13 protein-coding genes and 1 tRNA gene are annotated in these 20,158 nt (G+C 62.9%); 5 read left to right on the forward strand and 9 right to left on the reverse strand.

Going from position 1 to position 20,158, the window contains the following annotated elements; genetic code table 11:
- Position 1: 1 nt before the first annotated feature.
- Genes ABID19_RS16870 through ABID19_RS16885 form a run of 4 tightly spaced genes read right to left on the reverse strand, consistent with a single transcriptional unit; the run spans position 2 to position 5,241 of the window.
- Complete coding sequence (locus tag ABID19_RS16870; RefSeq protein ID WP_354492197.1) at positions 2–991, reverse strand: ABC transporter permease; 990 nt, start codon at positions 989–991, stop codon at positions 2–4.
- Complete coding sequence (locus ABID19_RS16875) at positions 991–1,854, reverse strand: ABC transporter permease (RefSeq protein ID WP_435528735.1); 864 nt, start codon at positions 1,852–1,854, stop codon at positions 991–993. Before ABID19_RS16875 ends, ABID19_RS16870 begins: the two co-directional genes overlap by 1 nt.
- Complete coding sequence (locus tag ABID19_RS16880) at positions 1,851–3,653, reverse strand: ABC transporter ATP-binding protein (RefSeq protein ID WP_354492118.1); 1,803 nt, start codon at positions 3,651–3,653, stop codon at positions 1,851–1,853. The genes ABID19_RS16875 and ABID19_RS16880 overlap by 4 nt, the downstream gene beginning before the upstream one ends.
- A 31-nt stretch (positions 3,654–3,684) precedes the next feature.
- The gene (locus ABID19_RS16885; RefSeq protein WP_354492119.1) at positions 3,685–5,241 is read right to left on the reverse strand and encodes an ABC transporter substrate-binding protein; all 1,557 of its coding nucleotides are present in this window, start codon (positions 5,239–5,241) and stop codon (positions 3,685–3,687) included.
- 792 nt (positions 5,242–6,033) lie between these two features.
- Here ABID19_RS16885 and ABID19_RS16890 point away from each other — a divergent pair.
- The 3 genes from ABID19_RS16890 to ABID19_RS16900 are packed head-to-tail and all read left to right on the forward strand — an operon-like array spanning position 6,034 to position 8,702.
- The gene (locus ABID19_RS16890) at positions 6,034–7,248 is read left to right on the forward strand and encodes a macrolide family glycosyltransferase (RefSeq protein ID WP_354492120.1); all 1,215 of its coding nucleotides are present in this window, start codon (positions 6,034–6,036) and stop codon (positions 7,246–7,248) included.
- Positions 7,249–7,251: 3 nt separating this feature from the next.
- The gene (locus ABID19_RS16895; RefSeq protein ID WP_354492121.1) at positions 7,252–7,764 is read left to right on the forward strand and encodes a hypothetical protein; all 513 of its coding nucleotides are present in this window, start codon (positions 7,252–7,254) and stop codon (positions 7,762–7,764) included.
- Positions 7,761–8,702, forward strand: a complete 942-nt coding sequence (locus ABID19_RS16900; RefSeq protein ID WP_354492122.1) for a hypothetical protein — start codon at positions 7,761–7,763, stop codon at positions 8,700–8,702. The genes ABID19_RS16895 and ABID19_RS16900 overlap by 4 nt, the downstream gene beginning before the upstream one ends.
- Positions 8,703–9,169: 467 nt before the next feature.
- On the opposite strand, the gene ABID19_RS16905 is transcribed toward ABID19_RS16900, so the two are convergent.
- Together ABID19_RS16905 and ABID19_RS16910 are read right to left on the reverse strand one after the other, a co-directional pair.
- A tRNA-His gene (locus ABID19_RS16905) sits at positions 9,170–9,246 on the reverse strand.
- Between the two features lie 433 nt (positions 9,247–9,679).
- Positions 9,680–10,138, reverse strand: coding sequence for a phasin (locus tag ABID19_RS16910; RefSeq protein ID WP_352937135.1), 459 nt, complete (start codon positions 10,136–10,138; stop codon positions 9,680–9,682).
- A 260-nt stretch (positions 10,139–10,398) separates the two neighbouring features.
- Here ABID19_RS16910 and ABID19_RS16915 point away from each other — a divergent pair, with 260 nt between their 5' ends.
- Positions 10,399–14,025 (forward strand): PAS domain S-box protein, encoded by a 3,627-nt coding sequence (locus ABID19_RS16915; protein ID WP_354492123.1) that lies wholly within the window; start codon positions 10,399–10,401, stop codon positions 14,023–14,025.
- A gap of 279 nt (positions 14,026–14,304) precedes the next feature.
- Here the strand turns inward: ABID19_RS16915 and ABID19_RS16920 are convergent, their stop codons facing one another.
- Positions 14,305–16,263: an acetoacetate--CoA ligase gene (locus tag ABID19_RS16920; RefSeq protein ID WP_354492124.1), complete on the reverse strand. Its 1,959-nt coding sequence runs from the start codon at positions 16,261–16,263 to the stop codon at positions 14,305–14,307.
- A 182-nt stretch (positions 16,264–16,445) separates the two neighbouring features.
- Here ABID19_RS16920 and ABID19_RS16925 point away from each other — a divergent pair, with 182 nt between their 5' ends.
- Positions 16,446–18,296 (forward strand): AsmA family protein, encoded by a 1,851-nt coding sequence (locus tag ABID19_RS16925; RefSeq protein ID WP_354492125.1) that lies wholly within the window; start codon positions 16,446–16,448, stop codon positions 18,294–18,296.
- 63 nt (positions 18,297–18,359) lie between these two features.
- On the opposite strand, the gene ABID19_RS16930 is transcribed toward ABID19_RS16925, so the two are convergent.
- Positions 18,360–19,178, reverse strand: a complete 819-nt coding sequence (locus ABID19_RS16930; RefSeq protein ID WP_354492126.1) for an ABC transporter permease — start codon at positions 19,176–19,178, stop codon at positions 18,360–18,362.
- Positions 19,175–20,149 (reverse strand): ABC transporter permease subunit, encoded by a 975-nt coding sequence (locus tag ABID19_RS16935; protein ID WP_354492127.1) that lies wholly within the window; start codon positions 20,147–20,149, stop codon positions 19,175–19,177. Before ABID19_RS16935 ends, ABID19_RS16930 begins: the two co-directional genes overlap by 4 nt.
- Positions 20,150–20,158: the final 9 nt, after the last annotated feature.

Genomic DNA, 20,158 nt, shown 5'->3' on the forward strand with positions numbered 1-20,158 from the left:
TTCAGAGATTGATCCGAGGATCGGCCATCGACTGCACGATCTCGATGAGCGTGTTGATAAGGATGTACAAGATTCCGAAAACGATGGCGACGCCCAGCACTGCCGGGAGATCGGCGCTGGCAAAAGCCTGGACCGCGTAAAGGCCCAGACCAGGCCACCCAAAAACGCGTTCGACAACAAGCAAATTGCCGAAGAGAAGGCGGACCTGCAGGCTGAGCATGGACAGTGGGGCCGTGGCAGCATTGCGCAAACCGTGGCGCAACAACACTTTCGTTTCCCCGAGGCCCTTGCCACGCGCGGTCCGGATGTATGTCTGCCTCATCACTTCGTGAAGCGCACCGTTCAGGCTTCGGCCGACCGCGATGCCGATAGGCAACGCCAGTGCAAGCGCGGGCAAGATCATATGCAGCAGCGCGTCAACGCTGACTTCGGGCCGGCCGACCAATATTCCGTCGATGACGTTAAGTCCGGTAGGGCCTGCGAAGTCGCGGTAGGTAAGCCGACCCGCTCCGGGAAGCCAATCGAGTTGGAACCAGAAAAAGTAGGCAAGAAGCAAGGCCGATAGAAAAATCGGCGTGGAGCCCACCCCCACCATGGCTAGCCTTATGCCGGCTGATCCCGGAATCAGGAACTGAAGCGCCGCCATTGCGCCGGCGAGCCCCATTCCCAAGGCGATCGACACAAGTCCGAGTTCGAGCGTAGCGGGAAGAAATTCCCGTATGTCGTCAGATACAGGCTGCCGGGTCCTGACCGACGTTCCCAGATCCGCATGCACGAGGCGGAACAGAAAGTGTCCGTACTGAACGACAGCCGGGTCGTCCAGTCCGAGCTGCTCCCGCATTGCTTCGACCGTTTCCATCGGAGCGTTCGGCCCGGCAATGGCTCGCGCTGGATCGGCGGGGATAATGCTTTGAAGACTGAAAAAGATAAAGCTCATCACCAGGAGAACGACGACGGCGCCGACGATGCTTTTGGCGAGATATGCCAGCACTACGCCCCCCTTAGCGCGGCGCGAACGCCGTCGCCCGCAAGGTTGGCGAGGAGGCAGAGGAGAAAGATAACCGCGGCCGGCAGGATCGGCAGCCACCAATGGACAGTAAGACTGTCGAGGCTGCGCGCCGTCATTGCTCCGAGTTCAGGCGCCGGCGCAGGCAGTCCAAGGCCGAGGAAAGACATCAGCGACAGCGTCATGATGATGCTGGCCACATCCAGTGAGGCCCCGATGAGCAAGGCCGGGACCACTCCCGGCATCAAGTAACGCAACAGCAGGCGCGGACCGCGGACCCCGGCTATACGCGCCGCCTCGACATGAGGACGGGCCTTGAGGCGACGGATTTCGTCACGCGATATGCGCGCGTACCAGGGCCACCAGAAAATGGCAACCGCGATCATCGTGTTGACGAGCCCCGGGCCAAGCGAAGCCACAACGGCAAGCGCGACGAGCGTTCCCGGAACGACAATGAATAGATCGATGATCCGCTGGATGACCAGATCGACCTTGCCGCCCGCAAGGCCCGAAATTAGTCCGACCAGGGAGCCCACGGCAAGACTGAAGCCGATAACGGCAAGCGCTGGCAGCCACGTATATTGAATGCCGAGGATGACGCGCGAGAACAGGTCGCGGCCGATCTCGTCGGTGCCGAACCAATGGGCGGCCGAAGGCGGCAGGTAGGCCGCGGCGACGCGCAGTTGTGGATCGAACGGCGTGATCCATTGCGCCAGCAGGGCCGCAACGGTGACGACAGGCAAGCCGACGATGCCGACGCTTTCAAGCCAGCCGGCACGCCGGAAGAATTCGCGCCAGTTGAACCGAGGCCGCGCAGGCAGCGTGTCGGAGCTTGGCCTGCCGTTCACCATCCGCCTCCCGCCTGTAAACTCGGCATCGCCGTAACGAGAGACCGCGTGTAGGGAGACTGTGGTGCGGCAACGATGGCATCGGGATCCGCAATTTCAACCAGTTGGCCGTCCTTCAGCACGGCGATACGGTCGGCGATGATTCTGGCGGCCGCCAGATCGTGGGTTACGAACAGCATCGCCATGTCGAGCCGCCGCCGAAGGTCGCCAAGAAGGTTCAAGGTTGTGGCCGCCAGCGACACGTCCATGGCGCTGATCGGCTCATCACAGAGCAGAAGCCTTGGGGGGACGATTACCGCGCGAGCCAAAACGGCGCGCTGGCACTGCCCGACCGACATCTCGGCCGGCAGCGCGTCCATCAGGATCGGATCGAGGCCGACCAGCTTCATGGCCTCTCCGACGCGACGGCGGCCGTAATCACTGTCCGGCGAAATGGCCCGCAGGCGCTCGCCGATCTGCTCGCCGATCGTGAGCCAGGGCGTCAGCGCCGCAACAGGGTCTTGAAACACAACTTGCGGAGGAAGCTTGTCGAAGCGTGCAACAGTGCCACTCTCGGGTGTCACGAGACCGGCAGCTATCCTCAGGAGGGTAGACTTGCCGGCGCCGCTCTCGCCGACCAGGGCGACGCACTCGCCAAGCTTGATCGAGAGGTTGACCGAATTAAGAACTGGCTGCGGTTGACGCCGTCCCCAAAACGATCGGATGCCTGTCGGGTATGTTTTTCCGATGTTCGACAGCCTTAAGGCAGCGGTTTCCTGGATCGCCAGGGCCGGCCATGGTTTCGCATCAGTGCGCTGCGCTGAGAGCGTCGGGGTTTGTTTGTGGTGGAGGCAGGCGACTGCGCCGGCGTGAACGTAAGCAGGCTCCTGGGGTGGGCGGATCGTCGTGCAATCCGGCTGGGCGATCGGGCAACGGGTCGCGTAGGCGCAGGCGTTATCGACATTTGTGGAGGGCGTGCGCTCGGACGGGAGCGTGGGAAGCGGGCGCCGTCGATCAGAGTCCAGATCGAATCGAGCGGCGAGCAGACCGGCAGAATAGGGGTGCGCGGCATTGTGGGCCACATCCTGCATGCGGCCCATTTCAACGATGCGTCCGGCGTAGAGAACCAGGGCGCGGTCGGCCAGTGAGGCCGCCACGGTCAGATCGTGCGTGATGAAGAGAATTGCCGTCTGCTGCTCGCGGGCGAGATCGCGCAACAGGTCAAGGATCTGCGCCTGCATCGTGACGTCGAGCGCAGTGGTCGGTTCGTCGGCGATGAGTAGCTTCGGTCTTGCCATCATCGCCATGGCAATAAGCACTCGCTGACGCTGCCCCCCCGACAGGCGATGCGGAAGCGCATCGGCGATGCGGTCCGGGTCAAGTAGGCCGGTTCGGCTGAGCCAGTCTTCGATCGATCCCTCAGACCCTCCATTGGATTCGCGCATCTGGCGACGGATGGTCATCGTAGGGTTGAGCGCGCCCATCGGATCTTGCGAGATGGCACGGACGAGGTGGCGGCGAACTGACTGCCAGGTGCGCCTTCCCGCGCCGACAAGCTCGATGCCCGCCAGCCGGATCGAGCCTGCAATCTGCGGAAGGTGCTCGCGCGGCAGGAGCCCCTGAAGCGTAAGCCCGATGCTTGTCTTGCCGGATCCGCTTTCCCCGACCAGCGCGATGATCTCGCCCGGAAACATGTCGAAACTGATGCCATCGAGGACGCGGGAAGGGCGGCCTTCGCGGCTGAGAGTAACTGAGAGGTCTTTGACGGCAAGAACGGATTCGGTCACGGGTTCGGACATTCGGTGCGGAAGCTTGACCATCCAAGGGACGAGCCTGACCTGCTTCCGGAGTTCAGGGTCCCCAGCGAACGGTGGCAAAGTCGATATTACCAGGTGGATTCACGGGGCGGAGTCCAAGGTCCTTCAGACCCTTGGCGTGGACAACCACATCGCTTACGTCGACAAGCGGGATGACGACGCCGGCATCGAAATACATCTGCCCCGCTCTCTCGTAGAGAGCGTCGCGTTCTTTGATGTCGGTCAACTGCCCGGCCTGATCCACGATGGCATCGGCTTCCGGCAGGACCCGGCCAAAAAAATTGAGGGGACCGTCTTTTGTGAAGAAAGCCTTGGCCTGGGTCTCCGGATGAGCGGCGTCCGGGCCCGCGATCGTGAGCAGCAAATCGGGAGGGTTCGGGTCGTCCTTCAAGGTGTAAGCAGCGCCGGAAGGCAGCACGTAAGCCGTTGCCTTTACTCCGATCAACGCCAGTTGCGCTATCATCAGGTCGGCGATGCGGCTGTAGCTTGGGGCCGCGCTATGGAGGCCAATGACCAAATTGACCGCGCCACGTTTGGTGATCGCGGCTTTCGCTGCCTCTAAGTCGGTCGGGAACCGGATCGGATTCACTGGGTCGAGCATCACGTTCGGATAAACGGACCTCGACAGGCTTGCGAACTCTCCAAAGGCGTCCTTGACCCAAAGCGCCGGGTTGATCGCTGTCAAAATGGCATTGCGGACCTCCGCGTCGTCGAGCGGCGAGTTCGGCTTAACGAAGAGATAGTACGGTATCATGCTCGGGGCGGCGGTGATCTCCAGCCCCCCCGGCAGGCTGGTGAGTTGCGCGAATGGATAGTTGATTGGCACGGCATCGATCGCACCGGCCTGCAATTGAAGTATCTGCTGGCTGATATCGGGAACGAGCGAAATCTGGATCTGCCGGAAGAACGGTTTGTCGCCCCAGTAGTCGTCGTTGCGCTCGAGCACATAGCGCTGACCGCGTTTGAATTCCGACAGTTTGAATGGACCCGTGCCGATCGCATGCTCATTGAGCCAGGTCGTCGCAAAGTCGCCGTTGTCATGCTCGGCGAGCGCTGTCGGACTGATGATCTTGGGCCCCCACGGACTGGAAAGGGTATCAAGGAGCGACGGCTGAGGATGACCCAGCGTGAGCACGACCGTCAAATCGTCGGGCGCCGCCATGTCCTTCACGTTGGCCAGAAAGTAGCTCAGGATCAGTCCACCATCGCGGCGGCGCTCGAACGACTGTATGACCGCCGTCGCATTGAATGGAGTGCCATCATGGAACTTGACACCATCGACCAGGTGAAAGGTGTAGGTCAGCCCGTCGTTCGAGATCTCCCAGCTCTTGGCGAGCAGACCAACGATCTTGGTCGAACCCGGCTCGTATTCGACGAGCCCTTCATAGACATTGTTGATTGCGCTGATCCCGCCGGTCTCGAACCCGTTGTCCGGATCGAAAGTGCCGATATCGGCCACGTAGGGTATGCGCAGCACCTCTTGCGCGTAAACCGGCGCAATCCAGACCAGCAGACCGAGGGCGATTCCCAGCATGCGCAGCCCGAGGCTGTGCTTGTAAGATCGCTTGGCCCGGTGTGCGTAAATCTCCATCAAGGATTCCCGTTGGCCTGGTACTTCACTAGGGACTGCGGGAAGGCCACCCGCAGTCAATTCCTGGCCAACGAGGCATTCCGCACTCTTGTCCAACTCATCGTCCCACCGATGCCATCAAGGTCTTCTTGCGGGGCTTGGCATCGACGCGGACACCGGACATTTTCGCCACGGTATCTCAGCCCGCTGATCGCGGTCTATGAGCATCAAGCAGAGGTCACCCTATCCTCAGGATATAGGTCCTGGCTCCGCCGAACAGGTGTGTGGACGCTTTCAGACTCGAATCCGCTAAAGAACGCGCTTGCAACCGACTAAGCCCAGACGGGAACGCTGGCTGCTGCAGGAATTGACCGAGCCTCTGCCAGGACGCGTGGAGTGCTGACGGGCCTGCCTATGTGTCGGTGGTCGAGTCGTAGCCACGCTCCGGCGTGCCTCGAAAACTCGCGGCGAACACGAAAATGCGGATGGGCGGCCAGTACGACGAGAACTGCCGGACCAGTATGCTCGCATTATGAGGCAGGCTGGTGGCGATCCCCGATACAGTATTTGATTTGCGCCATCCCAGCCCAGCGGCGCCGGGGCTTAGCCGTCGCACCCGACCGGGCAGAGCGTCCTAGAGAGAGGTCATAGTCTCCCATACTTCTGCATCGTCCAATCGATCCTACCGTTTGATAGGCTGGCGCTGCGGGTTCCACGAACATTGGCTGCATCGGAAGGCGGCCCTTGCCGGATTGGCAGGTGGTGCGTCCAGCCACCCCCGCCTTGAATCTTCCGACCACCCCGGAGGCGTCGATGAGCACCGTCTCTTTCCTCAACATCGGCATGCACGGCTACATTAACCCGACACTCGCGGTCGTGGCAGAACTCGCCCGGCGCGGTCACACGGTGACCTATCACACCTCCCCTGCATTTGCGGCCCAGATTGAGGCCGCTGGTGCGAAGGTCCACCTCTACTCCGGGGGCGACCTGCCCTTGCCGGATCCGCCGATCCCCCTCGCGATGCTGGAAGAGCTCGCGCGGACCGCCCTCGGCCTGTTGCCCGACGTGCTCTCGGACCTCAGCGGCACCAGGCCCGACCTGATCGTGCATGGGGCGGCCTGTCCATGGGGCGCGGTGGCCGCGCGTGAGCTCGGTGTGCCGGCGGCGGCCACGTTCACCACGTTCGCGTTCAACGGGCAGGTGCCCAGCCCCACCCGCCTCTCCCGTGAGTTGGTGACCGCCGCAGCCGACCGTCCTCGCATCGGCTGGAGCTACGTTTGCGCGCGCTGGGCCCTGCACCGCGGCTACGACACCGGCGGGCTGCCCCTGATCGACTTGATGAACGCCCGCGAGCCGCTGAACCTGGTCTTCACCTCCAGCGCGTTCCAGCCTGGTGCCGACGCGTTCGACCCCTCGTACCGGTTCGTCGGCGCGAGCGTCGGTTCCCGCCTGACCGATCCGGGATTCGACGCCCTCCGGCTGGAGGACCCCGTGCTGTACGCGTCGCTGGGCACGGTGTTCGATGGAGGCCCCGCTCTGCTGCGGACCTTCGCGACCGCGCTCGCACCGCTGGGCGGCACCGTTGTCGTCTCGACCGGGCATACTGAACCGGCAGACTTGGGTCCGCTACCGGCCAACGTGCTGGCCCGCCGATCCGTGCCGCAGCTCCAGGTGCTGGACCGGGCGGCGCTCTTCGTGACCCACGGCGGCATGAACAGTGTCAACGAGGCGATGCGGGCCGGGGTGCCGACGCTCGTCGTGCCACAGGGCGCGGATCAGCCGCTGGTGGCCCGGCGGGTCGTCGAGCTCGGTGCCGGCCTCGCGCTCCGTACGGCTAACGCCACCGTGGAGACGGTGCACGCGCTCGCCCGGACTTTGCTGAACGAGCCGCGCTTCCGAGAGGCGGCAGCCGCACAGAGCGCCGCACAAAAGCAGGCCGGCGGCGCCCGGCGTGCCGCCGACGAGCTCGAGCGGTATCTCGACGACGTGCTCGGAGGCATCGCGGTTGATCGAGCACAGGGGCGCTGAACCATGTCGACGACGGTCGCCGTACTACTGGTCCTCGCCGGGCTGTCCGAGAGCGCCGGGCGCGTGCTGCCCCTGGTGGCGCGCCGGCCCAAGCTATCCCCGCGGCTCGTGGCCGGTCTGATGGTGACCGGCACCGTCGTCGAGGGTATGGTGATGGCGCTGTGGCCCCTCGCCGCGTGGGCGGTTGCCGACCTGGTGCAGCCGGTCGTGGCGCCTGACTCAGCCCCACTGCCTGGCACGATTGGGCTGGCCTGGACACCCGCCCTGGTCGCCCCGCTGCTCCTGGCCGCCGTCCTCGCGTTCCCGCTCCTCGGGCCGTGCCTGCACATGCTGCTTATGGCCGGTGTCGGAGCAGGGCTGGCCGACCCGCTCGCCGCGGCGTCGGGACTGGGCTGGTGGACCGCGGCCGGATGCATCGCCGTCGCGGGGGTCGGGCTCGCGGTCACGGTCGAGGTGGGCCGGCGGCTAGTTGCGAGACTCATCGCTGGCGCGCGGGAGCCGGAGGCGGTTGTGTGAGCGAACTCCTCCTGCTCGTTGCACTCGTGGCCCTCGGCTCGTTCCTCCTCGCCGAGGGCTTGCTCGCTCGACACGAGCTGATGGTCTATACCATCGGCCGGCGCGAACCGGCCGCCACGCTCCCACCGGAGGTGCCCTACGCCAGGGGGGCCGATCCAGGGCGGCCGCCGGACGCCTACGTGGTCTACCTGGACGGGATCGGCAAGCGCCGCTTCACCGATACGCGCGATGGCGGCCAGTTCGTCAAGGCCATCATCGCCGGAACACCGGAGTTGCGCGTGCTGGGCCAGGTCCAGCCCTACTCGCCCCTGGCGGACCCGCTCGTAGGGCGCCCGGTGTGGGATTGGCTCCGGCGGCACGTCGGCATCACGCTGTTCCTTCACAACGTCATGCAGACCTTTGTGGCCGCCGATCGCCGATACCGCCCGCTGTACAACCGGGCAGTGGGTGCCCAGATCGCCGACCAGCTCCGGCTCGCGGGCTACGAGCCCGCCTGCGGCATTCCGGTCGTCCTGCTCTGCTACAGCGGTGGCGCCCAGGTGGCCACCGGCGCGGTCGAAGAGCTCTTCACCCAGCTCCGCGCTCCGCTGTTGCTGATCACGCTCGGCGGTTTCCACAACGGCGCCAACGACCTCACGCATGCGCTCCACCTGTACCGGCTCACCAGCGCGAACGACTGGATCGAGCGGGTGGGCATCGGACTCTTCCCTCAGCGTTGGCGCCTGTGGCGGCGCAGCGCCTGGAACCTGGCCCTGGACGCCGGGAAGATTACGGTGTGTTCGCTCGACCCGGCAACCCACGTCGGCCCGCAGAGCTACATCAGCCCTACGGCGCGGCTCGTCGACGGGCGCAGCCATCTCGACCGCACCACCGAGACCGTGATCGAGATCATCCGGCGCGACTGCACAACGAAAATGCTCGGAAAGGCGACGGATTGAGGCTGAAACCGGCGAGCTTGGTTTGAGGCCCGGAAAAACGAAGATTTTTGTTGCTCAACACGGCTCGCTCGCGTGGGAGGAGTCCGCCAACAGGCAATTCGATGCGACCTGTTTTCACCCAGCATCAACGAAGCCCACAAAGCGTTGTCAGCAGCCTCGTTGAGATCTCTGGCCGTGCGCGCCTTTATGCGGTCAGTGGTGTCGAGGGCGCGGCGCACGAACAGGCCATACCCGTCAAGGTCCCTGATCTCTCTGGGCACCCGGCGGTAGTAATGGAAATGATCGCCCCTCAGTTGCAGGAAACGGTCAGGATCATGCTCTTCGCGTCGTCTTCCCATTCCTCTGATGCACCATTTGTATCACAATAAGTAACACAATAGGTATCACAAAGCAGGAAGTAGCCGCGAGGCTGATCGCTAGCTGTCGAAAATTCTACAATAAATTCAAAGTGTTATTGAGAAAACCGATGGTACCGTTGGCTGGGATCGAACCAGCGACCTCCGGATCCACAATCCGGCGCTCTAACCATCTGAGCTACAACGGCACGTTCGCCCGAGCGGGATCGAGATGGACAATCATCCCTCTGGACCCGCTCAGTCGTTCGGCGATGCGTCCATACGGGCTATCGGAGTTTAATTCAAGGCTTTTGGCCGCCCATGCCCCGAAATCAGAACCGATTTTCCGAAAAGATCACGCGCGAAATCCAAAGTTCTATACGTCCTTTGCGCGCCCAGGAGGACGCGCGGCGCTGTACGCAAAGATCGCCGCTTTTTTCGCCGGGCAAAGAAAAAGGCCGGCGGGAGGAGGTGCCGGCCTTTTCCTGTTACGAGCCAGCGGGAGGAGGTGCTGGCTGGTCACCCCGGAGAGCAGAGGGAGGAGGTTCCACCCGCCGGGTATTCGCTTTGACCACTATATTTCACATAATCTCTTCCGAAGAAATGCGACGTTTTGTTGCATCTTCAAAGTATGCGCAAATATTAGGCGGCCTTAATTTCCTTCATCGCTTTCTCGAAGGCGGTCTTCATCGGCTTGGAGACGTCCTCGGCCGCCTTGGAGGTGACGGTCTGGAAATCCTTTGCCTGCTCGACGGCCATCTCGACGTGCTTGCGCAGGAATGCTGTCTGCAGCTCGACCACTTCCGACAGCGACTTGGCGCCGATCAGGGCTTCGAAATGCGAGAAGCCGGCTTCGGTATTGGCGCGCAGAGCGGCGATGGTCTTGAGCGACAGGTCGTTGGAAACGGTCTTGGCGGTCTCGAAGGTCGACTCCAGAGCCTTCTGGGTCTCTTCTGCGCCGGTCTTCAGCTTGGCATAGGCCTCTTTCGACTGCTCGACGCCCTTTTCGGCGAAAGCGCGGATCTGGTCGGTGGCCTTGGAGGCGTCGAAGCTCGGGAATTCAACGTTTTCGATCGTTTCGGCAGTCTTGGTCCTGGACATTTTCCATCCTTTGGGCAGCGGCTTTGACAGAAAGCCGTCTCGTTCATGTATGATGGCAATATAAAGGCAAATTTTGTGCATTGCAATATCTTTGTTGCATCGCACCATAAAATTCTTTCCCGGCGTTAACCACGAGCCCAGAGATTCCAGCGGTTGCACGCTGTGGCTTGTGGACCTTCGCGCCATCGGCTTTTATTAACAAAACGTTAACCGGAAAACTGCCCGTTCCGTGAGGATTCGCCAAGAGGTCCGCCAAGCGCATGCCGTCCGAAAACTACTCCTTCCTCGATGTCGCCGTGCTCGATACGATCCGCCAGCGCTTTGCCGCCGGCGACGCGATCGTCCTTCTGTCGGCAGACCTCGAACAGGTGATCTGGGCAAACGGGCCAGGGGCGGTGGTGTTCGGCTACCCGGACATCGAAGCCATCATCGGCCACTCGGCAGGCTTGCCGCTGGTCGCCAGGCGCCAGATCATGGCGACCAGCGGTTTTCCCAGGATCGGCCGCGACCGGGCCATTACGGTCCGGCTGGCAACCGGCCTGACCAGCCGCGCGCTTGGCTTTCTGGCCAGCGCGGTGACGATGCCTGACGGAGAAAATGCGATCATGCTGGCGGTTCCAGCGGCACAGACCGGCTCGCGCAGCGCTGCCGAGATCGCCGCCCGGGCCATCAGCGGGTTTACCGAAGACAGTCATTTCATCGCCTTCGTCGACGCCAAGGGCAACATCGAGGCTGCTTCGGAAGGTTTTTCGGCGCTCGGCATCTTGCCCGAGACGCTGGCAGCACTTGTGGCCGATGTGGCGAACGAGAGCGATCGCATTGTCAAACGCCTCGTTCCAGGCGGCACCACTTCCTACCCGGCCGGTCTTGCCCGGCTGACGGATGAACGGCACCTGCTGGTGGTGATCGACGAGGACCAGCTTGACGCCGACGGCGAGCACATCACGGCGATGGAAACCGGCACCGGTGCGGCAGCACACGATGCCGCGTTCCGCCAAAAGGCAGAACAGGACAACGCGCCGGCAACAGCCGCGAAGGCGGATGCGACAGCGGAGACAGGCCCGACAGCCGGAGAAGACACTTCGGTGTCTGCGGAGCATGACATTTCCGATTCGTCCCGGCCCGATAGCGCCAGCCCCCCGGCCGGCAGAGCGCCCGCGCAGCATGATCATTGGTATTTCAGTGCCAGCGAGGATGAGACGCAAAAGCCGGGCCGACCGGATGCGTCCGGGCATGTCGAGGCCGATGTGTCGGCGGAACGTACCGCGCAGGCCGCCTCCCCGACTGAGCGTGCAATCCCCTCGATCGACCGCGCGGCAGCGCCCCTGCGTTTCGTCTGGCGCACCGACGCCGAAGGAAAATTCAGTGCCCTGTCGCCGGAATTCGCGGAGCTCGTCGGCAAGCCTGCCGCCGATGTGATCGGCCGGCGCTTCAGCGACGTCGCGGCCACCTTCGACCTTGATGCTTCAGGGGAGATCGCCGGCCTGCTCGACCGGCGCGACACCTGGTCCGGCCGCTCGGTGCTGTGGCCGGTTTCCGGCACCGATTTCAAGATACCCGTCGACTTGGCGGCGCTGCCTGTCTACAGCCGCAGCCGTGCCTTCGAAGGTTTTCGCGGTTTCGGCGTGGCCCGCACCGGCGATGCGGTGATCGATCCGGAAGCGATCGGAATGGCGCTTGTCCCCAATGCGGAGGCCCCCGCAGCCGTCGAGCCGGAAGTTGCCGAAACGCCTGATGAAACCGATCCGTTCCAGGGCGAGGTGCCGGCGCTGACCATCGTGCCGAAGCCGGAGCGGCGCTTTGCCGACAAGGTGATCCGGCTGGCCGAGCACCGGCAGCCCGCCAACGACAAAGGCCTGTCGACGCTGGAACGCAGTGCATTCCGTGAGATCGGCGAGCGGCTTAAGAAAGACAATCCCTCGACCGAACAGTCCGATGCTGCAATGCCGGCAGAAACGGCAGCGGCGGAACCGATCGATGCCGAAGACGAGAAGGATGTCGCAAGGCTTGACGGCGAGCAGCCGGAAGCAACCAGGCCCGACATCTCGGGCTCGCTGCTCGACTACGCCGAGCGGGAGTATGTCGCCGACAATGGCGACGGCGCCCCGGTTTCGGAGCCGGACAAGGCGGCGCAAGAGACCACCGAACCCGCCGACACGGACGATCGGCCGACGGCCGTCGAAGACGACGACAGCATGACGGCGGCCGATTTCCGCGATGCGGAAGACAGGGAGGATTGGGCGCCGCCCGACGAGGATGAAACCCGTTCGTCAGCCGATGACATTGGCAATGCCGGTGACGCGGAGCCGGCGCCTGTCGAGCGGCCATCCCCGCAGGTGCCGCCGCTCAAGCTCGAAGGGTTCGTGCCATCGGCCTTTTCGACAGCGGACGACAACAACGCTCCCGACACTTCTATCCTCGGCAAGCTGCCGGTGCCCCTGCTCATCCATTCCGGCGACGATCTCCATTATGCGAATGAGGAATTTCTCAGCCTGACCGGGTATGACACGCTCGACGATCTGGAGGATGCAGGTGGTCTCGGCGCGCTGTTTGCCGATCCTTACGACGACAACGCCTCCGACGGAACCGATCACGCGCTGCGGTTGAAGACGCATGACGGTCAGGAGTTCCCGATCGAGGCTATTCTGCGCTCGGTACCGTGGCGTGGCGGCAAGGCGCTGATGCTGGTCGTGCGCCGTTCCGGCGACGAGGCAGCAGCTGTTCCGCAGGGCGTCGCCGACGACCAGACCCAGCCCGATATTTCCGAGCTCAAGGCGCGCATCGCCGAGATGCGCACCATCATAGACACCGCGACCGACGGGGTCGTGCTGATCGGCCGTGACGGAACGATCCGCTCGATCAGCCGCCCGGCGGAAGCGCTGTTCGGCTTCGACAGCGACGAGGTGACCGGCAAACCGTTCTTTTCGCTGTTTGCGATCGAAAGCCAGCGCGCGGCGCGCGACTATCTCGACGGATTGTCCGAGCCCGGCGTGGCAAGCGTGCTCAACGACGGCCGCGAGGTGATCGGACGCGAGGCGCAGGGGCGCTTCATTCCGTTGTTCATGACCATCGGCAGACTGCCCAATGACAGCGGGTTCTGTGCGGTGGTGCGCGACATCACCCAGTGGAAGCGAGCCGAAGAGGATCTGACCCAGGCGCGTGCAGTGGCCGAGCGCGCCTCCTCGCAGAAGACCGAGTTCCTCGCCCGCATCAGCCACGAGATTCGCACCCCGCTCAACGCCATCATCGGATTTTCCGAGTTGATGGTCGACGAGAAATTCGGGCCGGTCGCCAATGACCGCTACCGCGACTATCTGCGCGACATCAACCGGTCGGGCAACCACGTGCTCGACCTGGTGAACGACCTGCTCGACATCTCGAAAATCGAGGCCGGCCAGCAGGAGATGGCTTATGAGGCGGTGTCGCTCAACGACACGCTGGCCGAGACGGTGGCAATGATGCAGCCGCAAGCCAACCGCGAACGGGTCATCATCCGCTCCAGCTTCGCCTCACGACTGCCGGAAGTGGTGGCTGACCTGCGCAGCGTGCGCCAGATCGCGTTGAATATCCTGTCGAATGCTATCCGCTACACGCAGGCCGGCGGCCAGGTGATCGTATCGACAGCCTATGAGATCTCCGGCGACGTCGTGATGCGGGTGCGCGACACCGGCATCGGCATGAGCCAGTCCGAGATCGAGCAGGCGCTGAAGCCGTTCAAGCAGCTCAACGCGCTGAAGCGTGGGCGCGGCGATGGCACCGGTCTCGGGCTGCCGTTGACCAAGGCCATGGTCGAGGCCAACCGGGCCCGCTTCACCATCAACTCGACGCCTGGCGAGGGCACTCTGGTCGAAGTCGCGTTTCCCTCAACCCGCGTGCTTGCGGATTAATCTAAAAGAAAAGGCGTCCAACAGGACGCCTTGAATAATGGGATTGCTGTCACAACGGGCTTGAGCGAATTCAGATCCTCTGGGGATTTAGAGGAACGGGATTTCTCCCTCAAGTTACGCACGACTATCGACGCCGGCCGTTAACAAAACCTTACCGGCGCGGCGGAAAATTTACCAATGTGTACCACTCATGAAATCTAGGTAAATTCGAACGAGATATTTGGTTAACCATGCTCGCCCGGCGCCCATCAACTCGAATGGCGGCGCCGTTCCGTTTGCTTAGTCGGCCAATTCCGGCAAATCGCGGAACAGCTCCAGCGCTTCGGGGTTGGCGAGCGCCTCCTTGTTCTTGATTGCGCGGCCATGGACCATGTCGCGCACCGCAAGCTCGGTGATCTTGCCCGATTTGGTACGTGGAATATCGGTGACGGCGACGATCCTGGCCGGCACGTGGCGAGGGCTCGCCCCACTGCGGATTTTCGCCCGGATGCGTTTTTCCAGCTCGGCGTCGAGTTCAACGCCCGCAGCCAATCGCACGAACAGCACAACGCGCACATCGTTGTCGAAATCCTGGCCGATGCACAGCGCTTCCAGGACTTCCGGCATTTGCTCAACCTGATTGTAGATCTCCGCCGTGCCGATCCGCACGCCGCCCGGGTTGAGCGTCGCGTCGGAGCGGCCATGGATGATCAGGCCGCCATGAGCGGTCCATTCGGCGAAGTCGCCATGGCACCAGACATTGTCGAAGCGCTCGAAATAGGCAGCGTGGTATTTCTTGCCTTCGGGATCGTTCCAGAAGCCGATCGGCATTGCCGGAAAAGCCTTGGTGCAGACGAGCTCACCCTTCTCCTGCCTGAGCGGGCGGCCATCGTCATCCCAGACATCGACGGCGAGGCCGAGGCCAGGCCCCTGGATCTCTCCGGTCCATACCGGTTGCGTCGGCACGCCGAGCACGAAGCAGGAGACGATGTCGGTGCCGCCGGAGATCGAGGCCAGATGCACGTCTTTCTTGATGCCGTCATAGACGAAGCGGAAATCTTCCGGCGACAGTGGCGAGCCGGTGGAGGAGATCGTGCGCACGGTGGAAAGATCATGCGTGCGGATCGGTTTGAGGCCGGCCTTGCGCACGGAATCGATGAATTTGGCCGAGGTGCCGAAATAGGTCATTTTCTCGGCGTCGGCAAAATCGAACAGCACGTTGCCGTCGGGGTGGAAAGGCGAACCATCATAGAGCAGAAGGGTTGCGCCCGACGCCAGGCCGGACACCAGCCAGTTCCACATCATCCAGCCGCAGGTGGTGAAATAGAAGAAGCGGTCGCCGTCGAGCAGGCCGGCATGGAGCCGTTCTTCCTTGACATGCTGGATCAGCGTTCCGCCGGCCGAATGGACGATGCATTTGGGGATACCGGTCGTTCCGGAAGAAAACAGGATGTAGAGCGGATGCGCGAACGGCAATCTCTCGAAGGTGACTGCCTTGGCCGCGAAGGATGAGAGCGCCTCGTCCAGCGCAGTCGCCTTCTCGATGGTCGCCGCCACATCCGTCGATGTGCCGAGATAGTCGACGATCAGGATCTTGCGCAGGGTGGGAAGCTTTGCCGCAACGGCGGCGATCTTGTCGGCGACCTCGATCGCCTTGCCATTGTACCAATAGCCGTCGGGCGCGATGAAGACGACCGGCTCGATCTGGCCGAACCGGTCGAGCACGCCCTGTTCGCCGAAATCGGGAGAACAGGAAGACCAGACAGCGCCGATCGAAGCTGTTGCCAGCATGGCGGCGACGGTCTCCGGCATGTTGGGCATCATGGCGGCGATGCGATCGCCGATTTTCACCCCGAGCGACAGGAAAAGCTGCTGCAGCCGCGAGGTCAGCGCATGCAGCTCATTCCAGGAGAGCCGGCGCTCGACCTTGTCCTCGCCGCGAAAGACGATAGCGTCGCTGGGGCCGGTCTTCTTCAGGAGGTTCTCGGCGAAGTTCAGCTTCGCGTCGGGAAAAAACGCGGCGCCGGGCATCTTCTCGCCATCGACAAGCACGCGCTCCCCCTTGTCGCCAACGACCCCACAAAAATCCCAGACCAGGCTCCAGAACGCCTCGCGATCGTCGATCGACCACCGATGCAGGTCGGCATAGGAGGAAAAAACCTTGCCGGTTCCGGCAGTGGCGGCCTTCATGAAGGCGGTCATCGGCGCGGCGTCGACCTGGTCTTTCGTCGGTGCCCAGAGCGGTGCGTCGCCAGCCATGATCGTTCCTCCGCGGTCACCACCGCTTATGCATATCGCAGCGCAGCAGAGCAAGATTTTGTTCGGCCGAGCGACGTGGATGTGCGCAAATGCCATCGCTGGGCCATAAAGACTTGAAATGCGTCAGCTGTGGGTTACACCCGTCGGGCTATTTTTGTCGGAATGGAAGCATACGGGGCGACATGCCATCACCTTTGATCCGGCGCGGAATATGGGCGATCGGCGTTGCCGTGCTCATCATCGCGCTGGCCGTCGCTGCCTTGCCGCTCGTTGCCTCGACCCGGATCGTGCGCGACCGCATCGCCTGGGAAATGAGTGCGTGGAGCGGTTTCCGGGTCACCATCGACGGCGCACCGCGGATCGAGGTCTGGCCGAATTTCCGGGCCATCCTGACCGACGTGACGCTTTCCCAATGGACAGAAACCGACGCGCCGCCCGTGATCGAGGCCGAACGGGTCGAGGTCAATCTCTCCGCCATGGCCGCGTTGCGTGGCGACGTGGTGTTCTCGACGACGCGGCTGATCCGGCCGACGATCAGGGTTCAGCGCGCAGCAAATGGGCTTTTCCTGCCCGCCCTGCCTTCGGGCGGGCGGATCACGCGTTCCATCGACACCGCTCGCACGGTGGTCAGCGCCAATCCTGCCAAGCCGGACCTGAGCAAGCTGCCGGCAGATCCGTTCGGCACCGTGGAGTTCAGGAACGGCCGCGTGATGACCGCTGTCGATGGCAAGGACACCGAGATACTGAGCAGCTTGAGCGGACAGGCGAACTGGGCCGCGATGAACAGCAATGCGACGCTGTCGGCGACCGGGATCTGGCGCGGCGAAAGCGTCGCCGTGGATGCCGCATCGCCGAACCCGCTGGTGCTGTTTGCAGGCGGTGCGGCGCCGATGACGCTTTCCTTCAAGGCGGCCCCTGCCACTTTTTCGTTCGACGGCGTGGCCAGCATGTCCGAGAACGCTTATTTCGACGGCCAGGCGAAATTTGCCGCACCCTCGCTCAGGCGCGTGCTCGAATGGTCGCAGGCCGGCATAGCGCCTGGCGCGGCAATCGGCTCGGTTTCCGTTTCCAGCAAAGTCACGGCGACCTCCGGCCGCATTAAATTCGAAAACACCGAGATCGCCCTGGACGACAACCCGGGAATGGGTGCGCTGGACTTCTCCTTTGGCGAGGCGCGGCCGGTGATCGCCGGTACGCTCGCCTTCGACACGCTCGACTTGCGGTCGTTTCTCTCCGCCTTCACGCCGCTGGCGCCTACAAACGGTACCGGCCCCGGCGAAATCGACATAAGCGTCGCCGACCGGATCAATCTCGATCTCAGATTGTCGGCAGCGCAGGCGACCGCAGGCGCCATCCAGCTTGCCAACGTCGCCGCCACCGCCCAGGTCAAGAACGGTCTTGCGGTCTTCGATATTTCCGACGCATCGGCCTTTGGCGGCAACATCCAGAGCAGTCTTCGTTTCGACCGCAAGCCGGGAGGCACGCAGGTGGAGATCAGGCTGCTCGCCTCCGACGTCGACGGCGGCGCCTTTGGCACTGCAGCCGGAATGACGCGACTGGTGCCGATCGGCAGGGGAACCGTTTCGGTCATCCTCAAGGGTCCGGGCAGAACCTGGGATTCCATTTTCGAAAACGCCGACGGCTCGGTTTCGGCGAAATTCGGCCAGGGCGCGTTGAGCCGGCTCGACCTGCCGGCATTTCTCAAACACAACGAACAGGGTGGGTTCTTCGCGCTCGACGATGTCTCCGACGGAACGCTGCCGATCGACGGAGCCGAACTTAAAGCAAGTATTTCGAACGGCGTGGCGAAGATCGACAAGGCCGAAGCGAATTCGGCGAAGTACAAGGTCTGGCTTTCCGGCATCGCCTCCTATGCGGGGCGCGGGCTGGCGCTGTCCGGCGGCATCATTCAGGCGGACCAGGCAGCCACGCAGACAAATAATCAGGGTCCCAACCAGTCTTCGTTCTTCGTCGGCGGAACGTGGAGCACGCCCTTCATTTCGCCGATAAGCCGTGGGGTTTCCGGAGAATAGACAGCGAGGCTGCTGCGGTCGTCAGAAGGGCTTCTGCCGGCGTTTGCTGCCGCCGCCCGTCGGTCACCCCCGCTGAGCGGCCTGCTCGTCGCGCTGGCGCTGGACCTCGCGACGCTTGTTGGCGAGCGATGCGATGATGACCCCGACCGCCACGACCGCGATCAGAATTGTGCAGGCGGCGTTGATCTCCGGCGTCACACCGAGACGAACCTGGCTGTAGATCTTCATCGGCAGCGTGGTGGCGCCAGGCCCTGAGGTGAAACTGGCGATGACAAGATCGTCGAGCGACAATGTGAAAGCCAGCATCCACCCGGACACGATCGCCGGCATGATGACGGGCAGCGTGATCTGGAAAAACGTCTTCACCGGCGGCGCGCCAAGATCCATCGCGGCTTCTTCCAGCGAGCGGTCGAACGTGACCAGGCGCGACTGCACGACAACGGCGACGAAGCACATGGTCAGGGTGATGTGGGCAAGCGTAACGGTGAGAAAGCCGCGATCGAGACCGACGGCGACGAAGAGCAGCAGCAGCGATAGGCCGGTGATAACTTCCGGCATGACCAGTGGCGCAAAGACCATGCCGGAAAACAGCATGCGGCCCTTGAAGCGCGTGTAGCGCGTCAAGGTGAGAGCCGCCAGCGTGCCAAGCACGGTCGCCACAGTGGCCGAGATGACGGCGACGCGGGCTGTCACCCAGGTGGCGTCCATCAGGCCCTGGTTGTGGAACAGGGAGACGTACCATTTGGTCGAGAAGCCGCCCCAGACAGTGACCAGTTTCGACTCGTTGAAGGAGAAGACGACGAGCAGGACGATCGGCAGGTAAAGAAAGGCAAAGCCCAGCACGATCGAAGTGATGTTGAAACGGCTCCAGGTCGGGCTCATTTGTCTTGTTCCTGGGCGCGGGCCTGGGCCCGCTGGAAGAGCATGATCGGCACGATCAGCAGCAACAGCAGGATGACGGCGACGGCCGACGACACCGGCCAGTCGCGGTTGGCGAAGAACTCGTTCCACAGCGTCTTGCCGATCATCAGCGTCTGCGACCCGCCGAGCAGGTCGGGAATAACGAATTCGCCGACGGCGGGGATGAACACCAGAAGGCAGCCGGCGATGACGCCGGGCAGCGACAGCGGAAAGGTGATCTTCCAGAAGGCGCTGGTCGGCGGGCAGCCGAGATCCTTGGCCGCTTCGATCAGCGAGTAATCCAACTTTTCCAAGGACGAATAGAGCGGCAGCACCATGAATGGCAGGTAGGAATAGACGATGCCGATGAAGATCGCCGTATAGGTGTTGAGGATGATCAGTGGCTGACTAATGATACCGGTGGCGAGCAGCAACTGGTTGAGCAGCCCCTCGGGCTTGAGAATGCCGATCCAGGCGTAGACGCGGATCAGGAACGAGGTCCAGAACGGCAGGATCACCAGCATCAGCAAAGTCGGGCGGAGCGTAGCCGGCGCGCGGGCCATGCCATAGGCGATCGGGTAGCCGACAAGCAATGTCAGCGCCGTCGAGATGGCGGCGACGATGAGGCTCGTCACATAGGCATTGAAGTACAGCGCATCCTGCGTCAGCCAGGTGTAGTTATCGATGCTGAGCTGTTTCAGCTGGGCGAGAAAACCGGAAAACCCGTCGCCGAAGCCAAGCACCGGCGTGTAGGGCGGTATGGCGATCGCCGTCTGCGACAGTGAAATCTTGAAGACGATGACGAACGGAACGAGGAAGAAGAAGACCAGCCAGAGATACGGGATGATGATGACGAGACGGCCAATGAAGGCGGCACTCAATCTGGCCAGGGCGGATTTGCCAGCATCGTTGGTCTGAGAGCTTGCTGCAGCGGTGACAGCGGCATTCGACATGACGGTCCC

The sequence above is a fragment of the Mesorhizobium robiniae genome (assembly GCF_040545535.1).
Classification (GTDB): Bacteria; Pseudomonadota; Alphaproteobacteria; order Rhizobiales; family Rhizobiaceae; genus Mesorhizobium; species Mesorhizobium robiniae.